The 20,410-nt window shown below is 73.1% G+C and carries 21 protein-coding genes; 12 read left to right on the forward strand and 9 right to left on the reverse strand.

Translation table 11 applies throughout. From position 1 onward, the window contains the following. Positions 1 to 302 (reverse strand): hypothetical protein (locus BMZ16_RS19470; RefSeq protein ID WP_218143282.1); only part of this gene is annotated, 302 nt, incomplete at its 3' end. Positions 303 to 762: 460 nt separating this feature from the next. On the opposite strand from BMZ16_RS19470, the gene BMZ16_RS00005 reads away from it, so the two are divergent. After that, positions 763 to 1,482: a DinB family protein gene (locus tag BMZ16_RS00005; protein ID WP_089797323.1), complete on the forward strand. Its 720-nt coding sequence runs from the start codon at positions 763 to 765 to the stop codon at positions 1,480 to 1,482. Positions 1,483 to 1,661: 179 nt separating this feature from the next. Here the strand turns inward: BMZ16_RS00005 and BMZ16_RS00010 are convergent, their stop codons facing one another. Then, complete coding sequence (locus BMZ16_RS00010; RefSeq protein WP_089797325.1) at positions 1,662 to 1,865, reverse strand: hypothetical protein; 204 nt, start codon at positions 1,863 to 1,865, stop codon at positions 1,662 to 1,664. A 303-nt stretch (positions 1,866 to 2,168) separates the two neighbouring features. Here BMZ16_RS00010 and BMZ16_RS00015 point away from each other — a divergent pair, with 303 nt between their 5' ends. The 9 genes from BMZ16_RS00015 (at position 2,169) to BMZ16_RS00055 (ending at position 10,214) form a co-directional block, all read left to right on the forward strand. After that, entirely contained in the window at positions 2,169 to 2,933 is a 765-nt protein-coding gene (locus tag BMZ16_RS00015) for an SDR family oxidoreductase (RefSeq protein WP_089797327.1), read from the forward strand. Positions 2,934 to 2,943: 10 nt separating this feature from the next. Next, positions 2,944 to 3,585 carry a TetR/AcrR family transcriptional regulator gene (locus BMZ16_RS00020; RefSeq protein WP_089797330.1) on the forward strand — a complete coding sequence of 214 codons (642 nt, stop codon included), beginning with the start codon at positions 2,944 to 2,946 and terminating at the stop codon, positions 3,583 to 3,585. Positions 3,586 to 3,590: 5 nt separating this feature from the next. Next, positions 3,591 to 4,571, forward strand: a complete 981-nt coding sequence (locus BMZ16_RS00025; protein ID WP_089797333.1) for an NADPH:quinone oxidoreductase family protein — start codon at positions 3,591 to 3,593, stop codon at positions 4,569 to 4,571. Positions 4,572 to 4,608: 37 nt separating this feature from the next. Beyond that, positions 4,609 to 5,340 (forward strand): glucose 1-dehydrogenase, encoded by a 732-nt coding sequence (locus tag BMZ16_RS00030; RefSeq protein WP_089797335.1) that lies wholly within the window; start codon positions 4,609 to 4,611, stop codon positions 5,338 to 5,340. A 138-nt stretch (positions 5,341 to 5,478) separates the two neighbouring features. Beyond that, positions 5,479 to 6,186 carry an ABC transporter ATP-binding protein gene (locus BMZ16_RS00035; protein WP_177199529.1) on the forward strand — a complete coding sequence of 236 codons (708 nt, stop codon included), beginning with the start codon at positions 5,479 to 5,481 and terminating at the stop codon, positions 6,184 to 6,186. Continuing rightward, on the forward strand, positions 6,183 to 6,899 hold the full coding sequence (locus BMZ16_RS00040) for an ABC transporter ATP-binding protein (protein WP_089797337.1): 717 nt from the start codon (positions 6,183 to 6,185) through the stop codon (positions 6,897 to 6,899). The genes BMZ16_RS00035 and BMZ16_RS00040 overlap by 4 nt, the downstream gene beginning before the upstream one ends. Next, positions 6,899 to 7,777: a branched-chain amino acid ABC transporter permease gene (locus tag BMZ16_RS00045; protein ID WP_089797339.1), complete on the forward strand. Its 879-nt coding sequence runs from the start codon at positions 6,899 to 6,901 to the stop codon at positions 7,775 to 7,777. The genes BMZ16_RS00040 and BMZ16_RS00045 overlap by 1 nt, the downstream gene beginning before the upstream one ends. Beyond that, positions 7,774 to 8,928 carry an ABC transporter permease subunit gene (locus tag BMZ16_RS00050; RefSeq protein WP_089797342.1) on the forward strand — a complete coding sequence of 385 codons (1,155 nt, stop codon included), beginning with the start codon at positions 7,774 to 7,776 and terminating at the stop codon, positions 8,926 to 8,928. The genes BMZ16_RS00045 and BMZ16_RS00050 overlap by 4 nt, the downstream gene beginning before the upstream one ends. A gap of 5 nt (positions 8,929 to 8,933) precedes the next feature. Beyond that, complete coding sequence (locus tag BMZ16_RS00055; protein WP_255366266.1) at positions 8,934 to 10,214, forward strand: ABC transporter substrate-binding protein; 1,281 nt, start codon at positions 8,934 to 8,936, stop codon at positions 10,212 to 10,214. A gap of 322 nt (positions 10,215 to 10,536) precedes the next feature. On the opposite strand, the gene BMZ16_RS00060 is transcribed toward BMZ16_RS00055, so the two are convergent. The 7 genes from BMZ16_RS00060 to BMZ16_RS00090 form a co-directional block, all read right to left on the reverse strand. Next, positions 10,537 to 11,106: a type IV toxin-antitoxin system AbiEi family antitoxin domain-containing protein gene (locus tag BMZ16_RS00060; RefSeq protein ID WP_089797346.1), complete on the reverse strand. Its 570-nt coding sequence runs from the start codon at positions 11,104 to 11,106 to the stop codon at positions 10,537 to 10,539. Between the two features lie 211 nt (positions 11,107 to 11,317). After that, the gene (locus tag BMZ16_RS00065) at positions 11,318 to 12,922 is read right to left on the reverse strand and encodes a long-chain-fatty-acid--CoA ligase (RefSeq protein WP_089797348.1); all 1,605 of its coding nucleotides are present in this window, start codon (positions 12,920 to 12,922) and stop codon (positions 11,318 to 11,320) included. An 80-nt stretch (positions 12,923 to 13,002) separates the two neighbouring features. After that, complete coding sequence (locus BMZ16_RS00070; protein ID WP_089797350.1) at positions 13,003 to 14,214, reverse strand: acyl-CoA dehydrogenase family protein; 1,212 nt, start codon at positions 14,212 to 14,214, stop codon at positions 13,003 to 13,005. 11 nt (positions 14,215 to 14,225) lie between these two features. After that, complete coding sequence (locus BMZ16_RS00075) at positions 14,226 to 15,287, reverse strand: phosphotransferase family protein (protein WP_089797352.1); 1,062 nt, start codon at positions 15,285 to 15,287, stop codon at positions 14,226 to 14,228. A 266-nt stretch (positions 15,288 to 15,553) separates the two neighbouring features. Then, positions 15,554 to 16,396, reverse strand: coding sequence for an Abi family protein (locus BMZ16_RS00080; RefSeq protein WP_218143283.1), 843 nt, complete (start codon positions 16,394 to 16,396; stop codon positions 15,554 to 15,556). Between the two features lie 175 nt (positions 16,397 to 16,571). After that, on the reverse strand, positions 16,572 to 16,979 hold the full coding sequence (locus BMZ16_RS00085) for an acyl-CoA thioesterase (protein ID WP_089797354.1): 408 nt from the start codon (positions 16,977 to 16,979) through the stop codon (positions 16,572 to 16,574). Next, a complete protein-coding gene (locus BMZ16_RS00090; RefSeq protein ID WP_089797356.1) occupies positions 16,976 to 17,626 on the reverse strand; it encodes a QsdR family transcriptional regulator in 651 nt (216 codons plus the stop codon). The genes BMZ16_RS00085 and BMZ16_RS00090 overlap by 4 nt, the downstream gene beginning before the upstream one ends. A gap of 123 nt (positions 17,627 to 17,749) precedes the next feature. Here BMZ16_RS00090 and BMZ16_RS00095 point away from each other — a divergent pair, with 123 nt between their 5' ends. Together BMZ16_RS00095 and BMZ16_RS00100 are read left to right on the forward strand one after the other, a co-directional pair. Beyond that, positions 17,750 to 19,054 carry an acyl-CoA dehydrogenase family protein gene (locus BMZ16_RS00095; RefSeq protein WP_369822475.1) on the forward strand — a complete coding sequence of 435 codons (1,305 nt, stop codon included), beginning with the start codon at positions 17,750 to 17,752 and terminating at the stop codon, positions 19,052 to 19,054. A gap of 92 nt (positions 19,055 to 19,146) precedes the next feature. Next, entirely contained in the window at positions 19,147 to 20,370 is a 1,224-nt protein-coding gene (locus tag BMZ16_RS00100) for an acetyl-CoA C-acetyltransferase (protein ID WP_089797358.1), read from the forward strand. Positions 20,371 to 20,410 lie beyond the last annotated feature (40 nt).

Below are 20,410 nucleotides of genomic sequence, written 5' to 3' on the forward strand. Positions count from 1 at the left end.
ACTTCGGGCGCTCTGCCCGGTCCGCTGCCTGCTGCCGACGAACCATCGAACACCTCCACGATCTCGAGGTGTTGCGACGACCGATTGAATCCGCCAAGGGACTGGCAGTCCGAGTGATGGTCTGGTGAGACGGTCGAGGCTTCGCGAACGAGGCCATCGCCGCTCATGACGCCCGGCCGCCTCTCACAGGGTTGCGACATGCGTGTCTGCTGACATCCCCTCTGCAGTATCGGCAGTGCCCACGCCCACTCAGCGAGGATCACCGTGGAGCCGGCGGCGAATCCGGGGATCGAGATGATCACGAGACCACCTCGGCGAGAACCTCGGGCGCCCGCCAGTCGACGCAGATCCACTTCCCGTCGATGTCGAGCGCGACGAGTGCGATCGGATCCTCGCTCGAACACGGTGATCTGACCGGCGGACACCTCAGCGCGCCTGCCGCTCGCCCCGACGAACGTGCTGTCGGGCCACCTCGACCGCAGGGTGTCGCGAACGGCGGACGGCGCGAAGCGAAACGCACCGTCCACGACGGCGACGGTGCCTGTGACAGCGTGGCGGGTCCTCCGTGCTCTGACCGACGGCGGCGCCGAGTGCCCTCGGCGCCCATCCGTGCCAGGACCGTGCCGAGGGGCAGTCGTGGCCCCTGCCCGGGATCATCGACCACCCACGTCTCGACGTCGTCGCCGTCGTCCTCGTGATGCTCGTCCTCCGACGGGTCCTGTCGGGGCTGGCTTGTCGGTGCTCGGGCCTAGTGTGCGGAGCATGACGCGGTACATCGACGAGGATCTGCACGGTGCGGAGTTCCGCGAGTGCGATCTGACCGGGGCACGCCTGATCGGCGTCGTCATGCAGGATGCCGTGATCGACGGGTTCGTCACCAACCTCGTGGTGAACGGCGTCGAGGTCAGCGAGTACGTCGAGGCAGAGCTCGACCGGCGTCATCCGGTGCGGGTGCTGATCCGCTCCGAGGAGCCTGCCGATCTGCGCGAGGCATCGCGTCAGCTCCGTGCCGGCTGGGCCGCCACGATCGAGCGGATCCGCCGTACGCCCGGCATCGAGCGCCGCAGCGTGAACGACGAGTGGTCGGCGGTGCAGACGATGCGCCACCTGGTCTTCGTCCACGACTCGTGGTTCCGCCGCTGCTGCCTGGGTTCGACGGAGCTGTTCACGCCGATGGGCATCGGGACGACCGACGAGCCCCACCGTGGAGCGCACGGGCTTGACCTCTCGCTCGACCCGGCCCTCGACGAGATCGTGAGCGTGCGTGACGCACAGGCCGCAGAGCTCGAGGCCTGGCTCGACGAGGTCACCGCTGTGCAGCTCGCAGCGCGAGCGCCGGTGCCCGACGACGACGTCTGGCCGCCGTACGCCCGGGGACGCTCGGTGCGGCAGTGCCTCGGCACGGTGCTCAACGAGACCTTCGAGCACCACCGCTTCTGCGTCCGCGACCTCGACCTGATCGAGGCACAGGAGGCTGAGTAGGACCGGCTGCCGACCCACGGCCAGCCCACACCCGCCGCGTCGACATCCTGTCGCGGTCTTCATCGCCGCGGGTCGCGACGAGCTCCTGCCGTGTGCACCAAGAGGCCACGAACGCACGGAGCGCGTCGTGACCTCTTGGTGCATTCCGGCGTGATGACGGGAGCGGGTGGTACGAGCTCTTACCGCCGGCGGTAGCTCGCCCCACGCCCCCGCCAGCCGCCGTTCACCGGCGACGCGCCGCCGACTCCTCCCAGGTGCAGTGCGGCGAAGAACAGACCGAGGAACATCAGCGTCTGGGGGGTCAGGGCGTCCCCGACGTTCGCCTCGACGAGGTCGAGGAGCAGGGCGAGGGCGAAGATCGCGGCAGCGACGAGCGCGAGCATGGGCACTCCAAGGGGGGAGGGGTCCGGAGGGTCGGATTTCTGGTGATTCGACAGCACCGGGATCATGGCCCACGGTCACGAGCGGCGCGACTTGGCGGGGGGATCCGGGGCTCGAGGTCCTCAGGTGAAGGGCGCGACGGTTGTCGAGATGCACGATCGCTCGAGAATCGTGCCCCCTCGCCGAGCAGGGCCCTCAACGGTGGGCCGTCACGGTGACGACCAGCTCGCCCTCGCTGTCGTGTACGCTCGCAGATCACATACCGGACGGTCGGTCTGTGACCCGACCTCACGGAGAGGCGTGCGATGCAGCGGTTCGAGGGCAGGGTCGCCCTGGTCACCGGCGCGAGCCGCGGCATCGGGTTCGCGATCGCCGAGCGGCTCCTCGCCGAGGGCGCGTCCGTGGTCCTCACGGGCCGCAAGCAGGACGCGCTCGACGCCGCCGTCGCCGCCCTGTCGGCCCACCGCGGAGCCGAGCGGGTGCTGGGCGTCGCCGGGAAGGTCGACGACCCCGAGCACCGCACCGCGGCGATCGCCGCGACGGTCGAGCGGTTCGGGCGCCTCGACCACCTCGTGAACAACGCCGGCATCAACCCGGTCTACGGCCCGGCGCTGGAGATCGAGCTCGCGGCGGTGCACAAGATCCTCGCCGTCAACGTCGTCGCGGCCCTCGAGTGGACGCGTGACGCGGTCGCCGCCGGGCTCGGGACGGGCGAGGGGGCGTCGGTGCTGAACACCGCGTCGGCCGCCGGTCTCACGGCCAGCCCCGGCATCGCGCTCTACGGCGTCTCCAAGGCCGGGCTCATGAACCTCACCGCGCAGCTCGCTGTCGAGCTCGCCCCGCGGGTCCGGGTCAACGCGGTGGCTCCCGCGGTCGTGCGGACCAGGCTCGGCGCCGCCCTCTACGAGGGTCGCGAGCAGGAGGTCGCCGCGCGCTACCCGCTGCGCCGGATCGGCGAGCCCGTCGACGTCGCCGGCCCCGCGGCGTTCCTGCTGTCCGACGACGCCGGCTGGGTGACCGGTCAGACGCTCGTGATCGACGGTGGCGCCTCCGTGGCGCCGATGGGGTGAGGATGTGCGGATGAAGCAGACGAGCGTGGTGGACGACGTGACCCGGGCGGCGGTCGAGCTCTTCGCGTCCCGGGGGTACGCGAACACCTCCGTGCAGCAGGTGGTCGAGGCGGCAGGCGTGACCAAGGGCGCGCTCTACCACTACTTCCAGTCCAAGGACGACCTGCTGTTCGGCATCTACGAGCGCCTGCTGTCGCTGCAGACCGAGCACCTCAACGCGATCGTCGGGCGCGGCGAGCCGACCGCCGAGACCCTGCGCGCGGTGTGCGTCGACGTCATCGAGACGTCCGTCGACCACCTGCTCGAGGGCACCGTGTTCTTCCGCAGCGCGCACATGCTCTCGGCGCCGCGCCAGCAGGAGGTGACCCGCCGCCGCCGCGCGTACCACGACACCTTCGCCGGCCTCATCGAGGCCGGTCAGGCCGAGGGCCTGTACCGCACCGACGTCCCCGTCGCGGTGCTCGTCGCGCACTTCTTCTCGGACGTGCACTACCTCTCCCACTGGTACCGCCCCGAAGGCCCGGAGGACAAGACCGTGCTCGCGAACCAGCTCACCGACCTGTTCCTCGTCTCGATCTCGGCCGCGTCGGCCGGGGCGGCCGGGTCAGCACCTGTGGCCCGGCCGCACGCCGCCTCCGCGGCCGAGGGCTGACCGCCGTGCGCGCCTGGCACGTCACGGCCCACGGGGAGCCCGCGGACGTCCTGCGGCTCGTCGACCTCCCCGACCCCGTCGCGGGCGACGGGCAGGTGCTCGTGCGGGTGCGGGCGGTCGCCGTGAACTTCCCGGACGTGCTGCTCGCGCGCGGGGAGTACCAGGTGCGCCCGCCGCTGCCGTTCGTGCCGGGCATCGAGCTGTGCGGAGAGGTCCTCGCGGTCGGCGCCGGCGTCACGCACGTGGACGTCGGGCAGCGCGTCGTCGGCTCCCACATCGGGGTGCTCGCCGAGCTCGCGGTGCTCGACGCCCACGAGGTCTTCCCGGCGCCGGACGCGCTCGACGACGCCCAGGCGGCCGCCTTCACGATCGCCTACCAGACCGGGTGGTTCGGGCTGCACCGGCGTGCGGCGCTCCAGCCGGGGGAGACCCTGCTCGTGCACGCCGCGGCAGGCGGGGTCGGCACCGCGGCGGTCCAGCTCGGCGCCGCGGCCGGTGCCCGCGTCATCGGGGTCGTCGGGAACGCCGCCAAGGCCGACGCCGCACGCCGCGCCGGGGCGCACGTCGTCGTCGACCGGTCCGTGCAGGACGTCGCGGACGCGGTGCGTGCCGAGACCGGCGGTGCCGGGGCCGACGTCGTGTACGACCCCGTCGGCGGGGACGCGTTCGTCGCTTCGACGAAGTGCGTCGCGTTCGAGGGGCGGATCGTCGTGGTCGGGTTCGCCGGCGGGACCATCCAGGACATCCGTGCGGCGCACCTGCTGGTGAAGAACTACACCGTGCACGGCCTGCACTGGGGGCTCTACGCGCGCACCCGCCCGGACCTCGTCACCGCCGCGCACGCCGAGCTGACGCGGCTCGCGGACACCGGGGCCGTCGTGCCGCAGGTCAGCGACGTGGTCCCGTTCACCGACGCGGCCGCCGCGGTCGCCCGGCTCGCCGGCGGGAGCACGACGGGCCGCCTCGTGGTCCGCGTCCAGGACTGACGCGGCCGGGCCCGGACCGAGCGCAGAGGGGACGACGATGACGCGGCTCGACGGACGTGTGGCCCTCGTCTCCGGCGGGGCACGCGGCCTCGGTGCCGCGTACGTGCGGGCCCTGCACGGCTGCGGCGCGAGCGTCGTCGTCGGGGACCTGCTCGACGAGGAGGGGGCTGCGCTCGCGGACGAGCTCGGGGAGCGCGCGCTGTTCGTGCACCTCGACGTGACGTCGGAGAGCAGCTGGGCGCTCGCGGTGGAGGCCGCGGTCGGGCTCGGCGGGGTGGACGTGCTGGTCAACAACGCCGGGATCGCGAACGCGGGCCGGATCGAGCGGTACGGCCGGGAGAAGTGGGACGCCGTGATCGCGGTCAACCTCACGGGGACCTACCTCGGGGTGCGCGCGGCCGTGCCCGTCATGAAGGCGGCCCGGAAGGGGTCGATCATCAACATCTCCTCGGTCGAGGGGATGCGCGGCGACGCGGGCCTGCACGGGTACGTCGCGTCGAAGTTCGGGGTGCGCGGGCTCACCAAGTCCCTCGCGGTCGAGCTCGGTCCCGACGGGATCCGGGTCAACTCGGTGCACCCCGGCTTCGTGCTGACGCCGATGACGGAGCGGCTCGACGTGACGCTCCAGCGCATCCCGCTCGGGCGGCCCGCGGTGCCGGACGACGTCGTGGGCGCCGTGCTGTTCCTCGCGGGGGACGAGTCCGCGTACGTGACGGGCATCGAGCTCGTGGTCGACGGCGGCATGATCGCGGGCGTCCCGCACGCGTGACGGCGGTACCGGGCGGGCGTCCGGGAAAGCGTCGAACCTGATACATACCGGCCAGTCGGTTTCTCCTGTACTGTCGCACCACGCCGACACGACGGAGTGCCGATGCCACCACGGGAAGCGCCCGCCCGCGCGGGTGCGATGCGACTGCAGGTCCGCGGACTGACCGTGCGCTTCGGCGGCCTCGCGGCCCTCACCGACGTCGACCTCGACGTCGCCGACGGCCAGGTCGTGGGCCTGATCGGGCCGAACGGCGCGGGCAAGACCACCGTGTTCAACGCCGTCAGCGGACTCGTGCGGCCGGCTGCCGGGGCGATCACCGTCGCGGGCCGCCCCGCGCCCCGCGCGCCCTCGGGGCTGGCCCGGGCGGGCGTCGCCCGCACGCTCCAGGGTCTCGGGCTGTTCCCCGGGCTCAGCGTGCTCGAGAACGTCGAGGTGGGCGCACTGGCCACCCCCGACCTGGCAGCCCGCGCGCTCCGGGCGCTCGACGACCTCGGGATCGCCGACCGCGCCGCGCTGCCCGTCGGTGCGCTGCCCTACCCCGAGCAGAAGAAGGTCGCCCTCGCGCGCGCGCTCGTCGCCGAGCCCCGGCTCCTGCTGCTCGACGAGCCCGCGGGCGGGCTCGGCGCCGCCGACATCGCCGAGCTCGACGCCGTCGTGCGGCGGGTCGCCGCGACCGGGTGCGCGGTCCTGCTCGTCGAGCACCACGTCGACTTCGTCATGGGGCTGTGCGACCGGGTCGTCGTGCTCGACTTCGGGCGGGTCATCGCCGACGGCCTGCCCGACGACGTCCGCCGCGACCCCGCCGTCACCGCGGCGTACCTCGGGATCGAGGTGAGCGCCCCGTGAGCGCAGCCCTGAGCGTGCGGGACCTCGTCGTCGGCTACGGCGGCGCGCCCGTCCTGCACGGCGTCTCGTTCGACGTCGACGACGGCACCGTCGTCGCGCTCGTCGGCGGCAACGGCGCCGGCAAGACCACGCTGCTGCGGACCGTGTCCGGGCTGCTCGCGCCGTCGGCCGGCACCGTGCACCTCGACGGGCGGGACCTCGCCCGCGTCGGCGTCGAGGACCGCGTGCGCCGCGGGCTCGCCCAGGTGCCCGAGGGTCGCGGTGTCATCACCGAGCTCACCGTCGAGGAGAACCTGCGGCTCGGCGGGCTCTGGCGCCGCGACCCCGCCGGCCTGCGAGCCGCGCTCGCCGAGATGTACGCGCTCTTCGAGCCCCTCGAGCGACGCCGCACGACCCTCGGCCACCAGCTCTCCGGCGGCGAGCGGCAGATGCTCGCGATCGCCCGCGCGCTCGTCGCCCGGCCCCGCGTGCTCCTGCTCGACGAACCGTCGCTCGGCCTCGCGCCCCTCGTCGTCGCCCAGATCATGCGCGTGCTGCGCGAGCTGTGCGACCGCACCGGGCTCACCGTCCTGCTCGCCGAGCAGAACGTCGCCGGGGCGCTGTCCGTCGCCGACCACGGCCTCGTGCTCGGGCTCGGGGAGGTCGTCGCCTCACGGCCGGCGGCCGAGCTCGCCGGTGACGAGGCCCTCCGACACGCCTACCTGGGGTTCTGATGGACCGGTTCGTGTTCCTGCTCGGCACCGGGCTGGCCCGGGGCACGCTGTTCGCGCTGTTCGCGCTGTCGCTCGTGCTCATCTGGCGCGCCACCAGGATCGTCAACTTCGCCGCCGGCGCCATGGCGATCGTCGGCGTGTACGTCGGCGTCGCCGTCACCGGGGTGACCGGGAGCTACTGGTGGGGCCTGGTCGCGACCGTGCTGGCCGGCGGCCTCGTGGGGCTGGTCGTCGAGCGGGGGGTCCTGCGGTTCGCGTCGCCCCGCTCGCCGCTGTCCGGGGTCATCCTCGCGATCGGCCTGGTGATCGTGCTGCAGTCGCTGCTCGGCATCGCGTTCGGTCAGCAGCACGAGCCCGTCCCCGCACCGTTCAGCGACCGGCCGCTGCGCGTCGGCGGGGTCCCGCTGCTCTCGCCGTACGACGTGTTCGTCGTCGTCGTCGCGCTCGGGCTCATGGCGGTCCTGCGGCTGCTGTTCGTGCGGACGACGCTCGGCCTCCAGTTGCGCGCCGCGGCGTTCGCGCCCGAGGTGGCCCGGCTGCTCGGCGTCCGCGTCGCACGGATGCGGACGGTCGGCTGGGTGCTCGCCGCGGCCGCCGCGTCGCTCGCCGCGCTGCTCGCGGTGCCCAAGGAGCTCGGCCTCAACCCGCACGCCGCCGACATGCTGTTCGTCTACGCGTTCACCGTCGCGGTCGTCGGCGGGCTCGACTCACCGGGCGGTGCGCTCCTCGCAGGGCTCACGGTGGGGGTCGTCATGAGCCTCGTCACCGGGTACCTCGGGGCGACGCTGGCCCCCGTCGCGGTGCTCGCGCTGCTCGTCGTGGTGCTGCTCATGCGACCGTCCGGCCTGTTCGCCCAGGCCGAGGCGAGGCGAGCATGAGCGCGCGTCGCACGCTCCTGCTCGCGGTCGGTGGGCTCGTCCTCGCGATCGGCCTGACGTTCCTGCTCGACCCGTACCGCAACTACCAGCTCGCGATCGCCGCGGCCTACCTGTGCGCGACCGCCGGGCTGACCGTCCTCGTCGGGCTCAGCGGGCAGCTCTCGCTCGGGCACGCCGCCCTCATGGCGGCGGGCGGCTACGGGTACGCGCTGACGTCGCAGGCGCTGACCACGGCCGGTGTCGGCGGCCTCCCGCGGTTCCTCGCGGCGACCGTCGCCGCGGCGGTGGCCGCCGGGGTCCTCGGGCTGCTGCTCGGGCTCGCGGGCGCGCGCCTGCACGGCCCGTACCTCGCCGGGCTCACGCTCACGCTCGTCGTCGCGGTGCCCGCGGCGGCCGCGAGCGTCGGCGCGCTGCAGGGCGACCGCGGCATCCGGACGCAGTTCGAGGGCGTCCCGGGCCCGCTCAGGACCCTGATCGCCCTGGAGCAGTGGCAGGCGTGGGTCGCGCTCGCCGTCGCGGCCGTCGCCGTGACCGGGCTCGTCCTGGTGCGCGACGGGCGCACCGGGCTGCGCATGCGCGCGGTGCGGGACGACGAGGTCGCCGCCGCGCTCGCCGGGATCGCGCCCGCCCGGGTCAAGGTGCTGGCGTTCGTCGTCAGCTCCGTGACCGCCGGGCTCGGCGGCGCGGTCCTCACGTTCGTCACGCAGTCCGTCTCGCCCGGCGCCTACACCGTGTCGCTCTCGCTGCTGCTGCTCGTCGCGGTCGTGGTCGGCGGGCTCGGCAGCCTGCTCGGGGCCGCGCTCGGCGCGGTGCTCCTGGTGCTGCTGCCGTGGCTCGTCGGCACGCTGACCGACGCGCTGCCGCTCCCGTCGCAGGTCACGCAGCGTCTCGACGGCACGCTCGCGCTGCTGATCTTCGGCCTGCTGCTCATCCTCCTCGTCGCCGGCGCCCCGGGCGGCCTGGCCGGCGCGCTCACCACCGCCCGCGCCCGCCGCCGGGCCCGTCGACGCCCCCCGGCACCCGGGCCCACCGCCGCACGGCCCGTCCCCACCGGCGGGGACGACCCCACCGGCCCGGCCGCACGCCCCGGGCCCGTCGGCCCCACCGCCACCCGCCCTGGAGAACCCGTCCGCACACCGACCGAGGGATGACGACGATGTCGCTGCTCCGTACCTTGCCCATGCGCCGCCACCCGCGGCGCACCGCCGGCACGCTCGTCGCGCTCGTGACGATCGTGCCGCTGGCCGCCTGCTCCACGCCCACCGCGTCCCCCGGCGTCGACGAGGAGACCGTCACGATCGGCACGCACACGCCGCTCACCGGACCGGCGGCGGCGGGCTACTCGTCGATCTCCGCGGCCGCGTCCGCCTACTTCGACTACCTCAACGACAACGGCGGGATCCACGGCCGCAGCATCGAGTACGTGGTCAAGGACGACGCGTACAACCCGGCGACCACGCAGACGGTCGTGCGCGAGCTCGTCCAGGAGGACGAGGTGCTCGCCGTCGTCAACGGCCTCGGCACCCCGACCCACTCCGCGGTGCTCGACTACCTCAACGAGAACGGGGTCCCCGACCTGTTCGTCGCGTCGGGCAGCCCGAGCTGGGACCAGCCCGAGACCTACCCGTGGACGTTCGGCTACAACGCGGACTACATCACCGAGGGCAAGGTGCTCGCCCACCACGCCCAGCAGACGTACGACGACGCCGTCTACTGCGTGCTCGGCCAGGACGACGACTTCGGCACCGACTTCACCGTCGGCCTGACGACGGTGCTCGACGAGCTCGCGAGCACGCAGACGTACTCGGTGTCCAACCAGGACGTGACCGCGCAGATCGGCGCGATGCAGGCCGCCGGGTGCACCGTGAACTTCCTCGCGACCGTCAACGGCTTCACGGCGCTCGCGCTCGGCACCGCCGCGAAGATGGGCTACCGCGCGCAGTGGCTGTCCTCGTCGTCGGGCGGCGACTACCCGACGCTGGTCGGCTACCTCGGCGAGGACGTCGGGCCCGCGCTCCTCGAGGGCTTCGTCAGCACCAACTACCTCCCGTTCAGCGCCGACGACCCGTGGGTCGAGCTGTTCCAGAAGGTCAACGACGAGTACAACGACGGAGCGCCGTTCACGGGGAACACCGTGTTCGGGATGTCGGTGGCGTACACGTTCGCCGAGGCGCTCGCGCGCGCCGGGGAGGACCCCACGCGCGAGAGCCTTGTCGAGGCTCTGGAGTCCGGCGAGGTCGTCGGCAACGGGATCGTCCCGCTGCAGTTCGGGAAGGAAAGCCGCCGGGCGTTCGGCGGCGTCGGGATCACGGTCGTCGAGGGCGGCGTGCAGGACTACGTCGGCGAGGTGTACACGACCGACACCGGCGACGGGGACGTCGTCGTGTACGACGGCGAGGCGGTCGCGCTGGAGAACGAGGGGATCCCGGAGGGCTGAGCGGGCTGTGGCCGCGGGAGGGCTGGAAGACGAAGTCGGGGCCGGCCGGCGCATGGTCGGTGAAGGGCGACTCGAACGGCCGAGGCTCCGTCACCCCGTTCACGGTGAGCGGGTCAGGATGCCGCGATCTCGCGGATCCACGCGTTGGCATCCCGCACCGCATCATCGAGCGTGCACTCGAGCGCCGCCGATGCTGCAGCACGGGCGAAGTCCCGGTCCCAGTGCGCGTGACCGACGATCGTGGGTGGCCACGACCGCGTCGGCAGATCGGCTGCTTGGTGTCAGCACGCGCAGCATCGCAGCGATGCGTGACGGCCGGATGTCACCGCTCATGCCTCACCTCCAGTGCTGCGGCCAGCTCGTCGCGGTCGGAGGCTCGCAGGAGTCCGCCGGCGAAGCCGCGTTCGATGGCCTGCCGGACGAGGTAGGTGGGCGTGCCGTCGACGAGGCACTGGCGGATCGCCGTCGCCGGGGTGACGGTCGGGATCTGCTCCCACCAGCCGATCTGGTCCGGGGAGAGGTCCTCGTGATGGATCACGTAGTCGTCGCCCCCTTGTCGTCGCAACCGTCGACGGCGACCGATGGTGACGTGGACTGCGTGTGGGTTCACGTCGCTGATCGCGTAGAGGTCGAGGGCAGTCTCGTGGCTGAGGCACGCTTCCGACGCGCGGGTCCACAGGACGGCGAGCATCAGGTGATCGTGCTGGTCGCTCGGGTAGAGCGGGAAGCGGTAGACGCCGAAGGCGGCGCGCAGGAGCGTCCCGCGCTGCACCATCATCTGGAGCGCGCCGGTGGTGACGCCGACGTCGGCAGCCTGCTGGGCGGTGACGAAGCCGCGCTGGGTCGTCGCGATCTCCCACAGTTCGTCCCGGGCGAGAGGCTCGCGTTCCATGGCAAAACTATAACGGAACCGTGATGGTTTTGACAGACCGTTGATGCGACGTGTGCAGGTGTGCAGACTGCCGTGCGTCGACGATGGCAGCCGCACGTCGGGCCCGGGGAGTCCGCCGTTGCCTGCGCCAGCGCTGGCACCGCGAGCGACGCGATGCTGCGCACTGCGCCGGTACCGTCTCATCGTCGCAATGTGACGGTACCGGAGCACGTCAGCGTGCGACCGGCTCCCCGGCCGGCACCGAGTACTGCGCGACGAGCTCCCGCTTGAGCACCTTGCCGGACCCGCCGAGCGGCAGCGTCTCGACGAGGTGGACCACGCGCGGGTACTTGTAGGCGGCGATCCGCTCGCGCGTGAAGTCGACGACCTCCTGCGCGGTCGCCGCGAGGCCGGGCATGAGGACGACGGCGGCGTGGACCTCCTGCCCGTGCGTCTCGTGGGCGATGCCGAACACCGCGGCCTGCGCGATCGCGGGGTGGCGGACCATCGCGTCCTCGACCTCGCTCGGGTACACGTTGTAGCCGTTGCGGACGATCATGTCCTTCTTGCGGTCGACGATCGTCACGATGCCCTCGGCGTCGACGGTGCCGAGGTCGCCGGTCCGGAACCAGCCGTCGACGACGGCCTCGGCGGTCGCCTCGGGGTTGCCGAGGTAGCCCTTGAACAGGTTGTGGCCCCGCACCACGAGCTCGCCGAGCTCGCCCGGGCCGAGCAGCACGATCCGGTCCTCGACCTCGGGGTCCGCGACCTCCACGTCGACGCCCCACAGCGGCCGGCCGACGGTGCCGGGGCGGATGGGCTCGCCGACGTAGTTGAACGACACCGTCGGCGCCGTCTCCGTCAGGCCGTAGCCCTCGTGCACCTCGGCGCCGAACGTGTCCGCGAACGCCTCGAGCAGCGCGACCGGCAGCGCGGCGCCGCCTGACACCGCGTACTTGAGCGGCGGGCGGTCGGGCGTGCGTGCGGCGGCCTGGACCATGCCGAGGAACATCGTCGGGACGGCGGTGAACACCGTCGCGCGGTGCTTGACCAGCAGCGCCAGCGCCTCGTCCGGGTCGAACCGGGGCAGCAGCACGATCGCGGCGCCGCGCCGGAACGCGGTGTTGAGCACGGCGGACTGGCCGAACGTGTGGAAGAACGGCAGACCCCCGAACACGACGTCGTCGGTGTTCAGGTCCGTGGTGTCGAGCAGCGTGACGTGCACCTGCTCGATCAGGGTCAGGTGCGAGGCGACCGCGCCCTTGGGCCGGCCCGTCGTGCCGCTCGTGTACAGGACCGTGGCCGGCGCGAGCGGGTTGACCGACGCGTACGTGACGACCGGCGCCGCGGCGTCGGCCTCGTCCTCCAGGCGCGGGGCCGGGACCGCAGCGGCGTGCGCGTCGGGAACCAGGACCGTCACTGCGGGGATCCCGGCCGCCGCGGCGGCCGGCAGCGCCTCTCCCAGCATCGGGGCCGCGGCGACGAGCAGCGTCGCGCCGCTGTCGCGCAGCACGTACTCGATCTCCTGGGCCTTGAACAGCAGGTGCACGGGCACGACGACCGCGCCGAGCGACAGGACCGCGTAGTAGACGCGCGCGAAGTCGGGCACGTTCGGCACGAGCATCGCGACGCGGTCACCCGGCCCGACGCCACGGTCCCGCAGGGCACCGGCGTACGCGCGCGTGCGGTCCCACAGCGGGCCGTAGGTCAGTGCGGCGTCACCCAGGTAGAACGCGACCCGGTCCGGGTGGCGGCGGGCGGTCTCGGCGAGGATCGCGGCGACGGACATCGTGCTGTGCCCGGGGCCGGTCAGGATCGGGTCGAGCTCGGGGGTCATCTCGGGGTCCCTTCGCGTGCGGTGACTTCGGCGGCGACTACACGGGGGTGGTGCGGGGGTGGTGCTGTGCGGGCGGGACGTCAGGTCGGGCGCGGCCGGAGCTCGGCCTTCCCGAGCGAGGCGAGGTGGACCTCGTCGGGCCCGTCGGCGATCCGCAGCGACCGTGCCGCGGCGTACATCGCGGCGAGCGGCTGGTCCTCGCTGAGCCCCGCCGCACCGAACACCTGGATGGCCCGGTCCACGATCTGCTGCACCGCGCGCGGGACCGCGATCTTGATCGCCTGGATCTCGGTCATCGCCGCGCGGTTGCCGACCGTGTCCATGAGCCAGGCGGTCTTGAGGACGAGCAGCCTCAGCGCCTCGACCTGGATGCGCGACTCCGCGGCCCACTCCCGCACGACGCCCTGCTCGGCGAGCGGCTGGCCGAACGGGGACCGGGACGCGGCGCGCTCGCGCACCAGGTCGAGCGCGCGCTCCGCCATGCCGAGCGCCCGCATGCAGTGGTGGATGCGGCCCGGTCCGAGCCGGGCCTGCGCGATCGCGAACCCGTCGCCCTCACCGCCGAGCAGCGCCGACGCGGGCACGCGCACGTCCTCGAACGCGATCTCGGCGTGCCCGCCGTGGTCGCGGTCGTCGTAGCCGAGCACGGTCAGCGGGCGCACGACCCGCACGCCGGGGGTGTCGCGGGGGACGAGCACGATGCTCTGCTGCCGGTGCCGCGGCGCCTCGGGGTCGGTCGCCCCCATGACGACGAGCAGCGTCGCGTCGGGGTTCATCGCGCCCGTCGACCACCACTTGCGACCCGTGACCACCAGGTGGTCGCCGTCGCTGCGGATGCGGGTCGCGATCTGGGTGGCGTCGGACGACGCGGCGCCGGGCTCGGTCATGCAGAACGCCGAGCGCGTCTGCGCGGTGAGCAGCGGGTCGAGCCAGCGCTCCTGCTGCTCGGGGGTCCCGAACTCGGTGAGGAGCTCGATGTTCCCGGTGTCGGGGGCGGCGCAGTTGGTCGCGACGGGGCCGAGGCGCGGGCTGCGGCCCAGCAGCTCGGCGACGGGTGCGTACCGCAGGTTCGTCAGCCCGGCGCCGCGCGGCCCCGGCAGGAACAGGTTCCACAGGCCCTGCGCCCGCGCGGTCTCCTGCAGCTCGCGCACCACCGGGCGCGGACCCCACTCGTCGGGGGTCGCGGCGACCTGCGCGTCGAGCACTGGCTCGGCGGGCAGGACGTGCTCGTCGAGGAACGTGCGCGTGCGCGTGCGCAGGTCCCGGGTCCGCTCGTCGTAGGCGAAGTCCACGTCCGCTGCTCTCAGCTCGCGCCGTCGAGGCACGCGAGGCCCTCGTCGGCCAACGGGAGGACGAGGGCACCGATCGCGTCGAAGCCCTCGCCCACGGTCTCGCCCGCGCGGTACCGGACGTGCACACCCTCGAGGATCACCGCGAGCTTGTACGCCGCGAACGCGCGGTACCAGGACAGCTCGGGGACGGACGAGCCCGACCGGGCCGCGTACGCGTCGGCGAGCTCGGCGAACTCCGGGTAGCCCGCGGCGGGGTCGACGGCGCTCGCGGTCAGGCCGTCGGGCGGCGCGATCCGACGGATGTCCCAGTACAGGCCGAGCATCCCGAGGTCGACGGCGGCGTCGCCGAGCGTGGCCATCTCCCAGTCGAGCACCGCTGCCACGTGCACGCCGCCCGCGCGGGAGACGAGCGCGTTGTCGAGCCGGTAGTCCCCGTGCACGAGCCCGGTGCGGACCGTCGCGGGCACGCGCTCGCGCAGGCGCTCCTGCAGCGCGTCGAGCGCGGGGAGGTCGCGCGAGCGCGAGCCGTCGTACTGCCGACCCCAGCGCGTCAGCTGGCGCTCGAGGTAGCCGTCGGGCCGGCCGAGGTCGGCCAGCCCGACGGACGCGGGATCGAGGGTGTGCAGCTCGGCGAGCAGCTCCGCGAGCTCGAGGCTCAGGGCCCGGAGCTCGGCGGGGGACCAGGCGGCGTTCTGCGCGGGGTCGCGCAGCGCCTCGCCCTCGACCCGCTCCATGACGAAGAACGGCGTCCCGGTCCCGGCAGCGCCGTCGACGTCGTCGACGAGGTCCACGGTCGCGGGCACGGGGACGCGGGTGCTGCCGAGCGCGCGGATCACGCGGTGCTCGCGGGCCATGTCGTGCGCCGTCTCCTGCACGTGGCCCAGCGGCGGCCGACGCAGCACGAGCGGGATCCGCGCGCCGTCGATCCCGTACGTGAGGTTGCTGCGGCCGCCGGCGAACAGGGTCGCGCGCAGCGGCTCGTCGGTCGCGAGGTCGGGGTGCGTGCGACGGAGCCACGTGTCGAGGCGTGCGACGTCGAGACCGGGGAGGACGTCCGGGACGAGCTGGGACACCGGCGACCACCTTCATGGCTCGGGCAGGCAGCGTCGCCCGCGTTCGGCGAGCATACCGGACAGTCGGTATGACCGCGGGCGGAGCAGGATGCCGGGATTCCGACGAGTTCGTACGCGGTCCAGCGTCTGACTGGACAGCGCACCGGCTCCACGAGGAGGACGCAATGACCGAGCAGACGAGCGGGACGAATGGCCTGGCGCTTCCATACCCTGGCCCCGCTCGCCTGCGACGTGCAGCCAGACCGCAGGACGGGTCCCACCGAGGTCTACGTGGGCGGCACCGCCTGCGCAGATCTCGGCGCCGGGCGGGGCCGACAGCCGAGGACCGCAGGGACCGTCGAGTTCGCGACGAGCCACGCGGCAAGGTCCCGATCCACCATCCGGGCGAGCATCAGGCATCTTCGGTGCGCCTCGTCCGAGCTCATCCGCCTCCCCTGACCGTTCAGAGGCACGCCGTTGATCAGCGGCTCATGGTGCGCGACACGGTTCCGGAGGTCGTTGACGCTCTTGCAGACGCCGTGGACCCAGCCTCGAGTGAATGCCGGCTCCTCCTCGGCAGCGGCAGCGCTCGTCGAACGGGCGAGGATGCGTGCGCGCTCGTGGCGTGCTTCGAGGCGCCCACCGGGGAAAGCGTGTTTCAGTGCGGCGTTCCAGAGGATGTCGTAGTCGGTGCTGAAGCGGCGAGGGTCGTTGCCGCGGTAGCCGCCGGCATCCAGGAGGTTGGTCCAGAAGCCGAACATGCACTGTGCGACGAGCCGTCCGGGGACGTCGGGGTCCTGGGGCCGCCGCTGGACGCTCTTGGGAAGCTGGTTCCACGCGGTCGAGAGCTGTCGTGTGCTGCGGTCGTCGAAGATGACCGCAGGGTTGCTGTACCAGTGCGTACCCCACTGGGCCGTTGCGGCGTCGTGGATTGCGTTGCGGAGGGCGACTTCGAGGATGGCGATGTCGGCGAGGAACGCGACCGCCAGGTCGCGGTTCCAGACGTAGAGGTCGCGCGCGAGGTTCGCGTCACCTTCCGCTGCACGCTCGAACGTGGCGAACCTCGGGGAGGAGATCCCGCGGTCCAGGCCGCTGTGAACGTGAGGGGCGCCTTGAGCTGCTCCTGTCACGCTGGTAACCTAGCGAGCAGAAGTCCCCCGGATCGCGCTTTGAGGTTCAGCTTCAGAGCACCGGGGGTTTTTCTTTGCCTAGGCGGTCGTCGCGCGGCGTTGCCTGCGGGCTTGGAAGCGTCGGTGGCACCCGCTGACTGCCTGCACACGGACGACGATGGCATGTCGTTCGACGTCAGACCACCAGGTCCCGTTCGATCGCGACCCGGATCCCCTCGGGGATCGGCGCCGGGCGGCGCGAGTCCCGGTCGACGAACACGTGCACGAACTGCCCGGTCGCGATCGGCTCCGGCTCGTCCTCGCGCAGGATGCCGAGCTCCCACGTGATGCTCGTGGTCCCCACGCGGCCGGCGCGCAGGCCGACCGCGAGCGGCTCGGGGAACGACGCAGGCGCCCGGAACTCGCACGACGACGAGACGCACAGCGCGATCCGGTCACCGCGCAGGGGGTCGAGGCCGGCGCCGACCATCCAGGCGTTGACGGTGGTGTCCATCGCCTCGTAGTAGACGGTGTTGTTGACGTGCCCGTACTGGTCGTTGTCGTTCCAGCGCGTCGGGAACGGCGCGCGGTGGCCGTAGGTCATCGGGGCTCCTCGGGGCGCAGGACGAGGTCGAACGCGGCGCGGGCGCGCTCGGCGCTCGGTGCGTCGCCCGTGATCAGGTCGGCGTACGTGAAGGACTCCGAGACCCGCACGAGCAGGTAGGCGAGGTCGGCCGGGGCGATGTCGCGTCCGAACGGCCGGTCGCCGAGCTCCTGGCGGACCAGCTGCTCGACGACGGCGACGTACCGGCGCTGGATCTGGCTGTCGTTGGTCGTGAGCAGCCGCAGGGCCCGCGCGGGCTCCCGGCGCAGGAACGACCGGAAGTAGTCGGCGGTGATGAGGTCGTGCGCGAACGAGGTGAGGATCGCGACGACCCGGTCGGCGCCGGAACGCCCCTGGGTCGCGGCGTCGGCCTGCTCGAGCGTCGGGACGGCGAGCGACCACAGCACCTCGGACAGCAGCGCGTCGCGGTTGCCGACCCAGCGGAACAGCGAGGTCCGGTCGACGCCGAGGCGGGTCGCGAGCCCGCCCATGTCGATGCGCTCGCCGGCGATGAACGTCTCGCGTGCGAGGCGGAACGCCCGGGTGGCGTCCTCGTGCGCGCCGTCCTCGAGTCGCGCGGACAACCGGGACGGCGCGACCGCGGTGCCGACCCGCGCGAGCGAGCTCCGGTGCGTGGGGACCGTCATGCGCCGCACTCTAGCCCCGGATCGGCAGGGGGTTGCAACATTCTGGGGAATGATGCAACGCTGGCGGCGGGACGCGCGCGCACCGGGGCGCGGCGCGCCGATCGACGACGATCGAGGGCCGAGATGACCGACACCGCCACGCCGGACCACGCCACGACGGACGACGCCGCCACGGACCGCGCTGCCACGGACCACGGCGTCGACCGGCCGGCCGCCGCCGCTGCGACCGACGCCGGCGCGTACCTCGTGCCCGGCACCGACCGGCTCGCCGCCGACTTCTACGGCTTCCAGGACGAGCTCACGCCCGTCGAGCTCGAGGCGTCGCTGCGCCTGCGCGACTTCATGGAGCGCGAGGTCCGGCCCATCGCGACCGACTACTGGGACCGCGCCGAGTTCCCGACGCAGATCATCCCCGGGCTCGCCGACCTCGGGATGTTCGGCGCGAGCTGGCCCGAGACGCAGCGGTTCGAGAACAGCGCCGTGTGGCGCGGCTGGGCGGCGCTCGAGCTCGGGCGGGTCGACCCGTCGACGGCGACGTTCGTCGGCGTGCAGAGCGGCCTGGCGATGAGCTCGATCGCGATCGGCGGCTCGCCCGAGCAGCGCGCGCACTGGCTGCCGCCCATGGGCCGTGGCGAGCTCATCGGCGCGTTCGGCCTGACCGAGCCGCTGTCCGGCTCCGACTCCTCGAAGGGCCTGCGCACGACCGCCGAGCGCCACGGCGACACCTGGGTGCTGAACGGCGCGAAGCGGTGGATCGGCAACGCGACGTTCGCCGACGTCGTCGTCATCTGGGCGCGCGACGTCGCCGACCACCAGGTCAAGGGCTTCCTCGTGCGCCGCGGGACCCCCGGGTTCACGACCACGAAGATCGAGCGCAAGCAGGCCCTGCGGATCGTGCAGAACGCCGACATCACGCTCGACGGCGTCCGCGTCGACGAGGCCGACCGGCTGCCGAACATCCACTCGTTCCGCGAGGTCGCGCTCGTGCTGCGGCTCACGCGCGCCGAGGTCGCCTGGCAGGCCGTGGGCGTGCAGGTCGGCGCGTACGAGGCGGCGGTGCGGTACGCGGGGGAGCGTCAGCAGTTCGGCCGCCCGCTGGCGTCGTTCCAGCTCGTGCAGGACCGCCTCGCGCAGTGCCTCGGCAACATCACCGCGTGCATCGCGCTGTGCCTGCAGGCGTCGCGGATGCAGGACCAGGGACGCCAGGGCGACGAGCACGCGGCGCTCGCCAAGGGCTACGCGACGACCCGCATGCGCGAGACGGTCGCGTGGTGCCGTGAGCTGCTCGGCGGCAACGGCATCGTGCTCGACCACGGGGTCGCCAAGTTCTTCGCCGACGCGGAGGCCGTCTACTCGTTCGAGGGCACGCGCGACATGAACAACCTCATCGTCGGGCGGGCGATCACCGGGGTCAGCGCGTTCGTCTGACCGGCACGCCACGGCACATCACGGCGCGCCTCGCCGCGTGACCGACCGCACGCCCGTCCGCCCCGTCGTCGTCCACGAGAGGACCGCCCGCCATGCCCGAGGCCTACGTCGTCGCCACCGCCCGCTCACCCATCGGCCGCGCGTTCAAGGGCTCGCTGCGCAGCGTGCGAGCCGACGACCTCGCCGCCGCGATGGTCCGCGCCGCGCTCGACCAGGTGCCAGGGCTCGACCCGACGCGCGTCGACGACCTGCTGCTCGGCTGCGGGTTGCCCGGCGGCGAGCAGGGGATGAACATGGCGCGGGTCGTCGCCGTGCTGCTCGGGCTGGACACCGTGCCCGGCACGACCGTGAACCGGTACTGCTCGTCGAGCCTGCAGACCACGCGGATGGCGTTCCACGCGATCAAGGCCGGCGAGGGCGACGTGTTCGTCTCGGCCGGCGTCGAGTCGGTCAGCTCCCTGGCGCGCGGGTCGAGCGACTTCATCCCCGGCGAGGACCTGACCAACCCGGTGTTCGCGGAGGCGGTCGAGCGCACGGCCCGGTCCGCGAAGGGCGGCAGCACGTGGCGCGACCCGCGCGAGGACGGCGAGCTGCCCGACGTCTACGTCGCGATGGGCCAGACCGCCGAGAACGTCGCCCAGCGCACGGGCACCACCCGCCGCGACCAGGACGAGTACGCCGCGTCGAGCCAGAACCGCGCCGAGGCCGCGCTCGCGAGCGGCTTCTGGGAGCGGGACATCACGCCGGTCACGCTCGCGGACGGCACGGTCGTGTCGCGCGACGACGGTCCTCGCGCAGGGGTCACGGTCGAGGCCCTGGCCGCCCTGGACCCCGTGTTCCGGCCCGACGGCACCGTCACCGCCGGCAACTGCTGCCCGCTCAACGACGGCGCCGCGGCCCTCGTCGTGGTCAGCGACCGCGTGGTCGACGAGCTCGGCCTGACCCCGCTCGCGCGCATCGTCTCGACGGGCGTCAGCGCGCTGTCACCCGAGCTCATGGGTCTCGGGCCGGTCGAGGCCAGCCGACGGGCGCTCGCGCTCGCAGGGCTCTCGATCGGCGACATCGACCTCGTCGAGCTCAACGAGGCGTTCGCCGCGCAGGTCCTGCCGTCCGCGCGCGAGCTCGGCGTCGACCTCGACCGGCTCAACGTGCACGGCGGCGCCATCGCGGTCGGCCACCCGTTCGGCATGACCGGCGCGCGGATCACCAGCACGCTGCTGAACGGCCTGCAGGAGCGCGACGGGACCCTCGGGCTCGAGACCATGTGCGTCGGCGGGGGCCAGGGGATGGCGATGGTGCTGGAGCGGGTGGGCTGAGCCCGGGCCCGGCTCGCCTGACGACCCGGGCGGCGGCACC

Source organism: Cellulomonas sp. KH9, assembly GCF_900114185.1.
Lineage (GTDB): Bacteria > Actinomycetota > Actinomycetes > Actinomycetales > Cellulomonadaceae > Cellulomonas.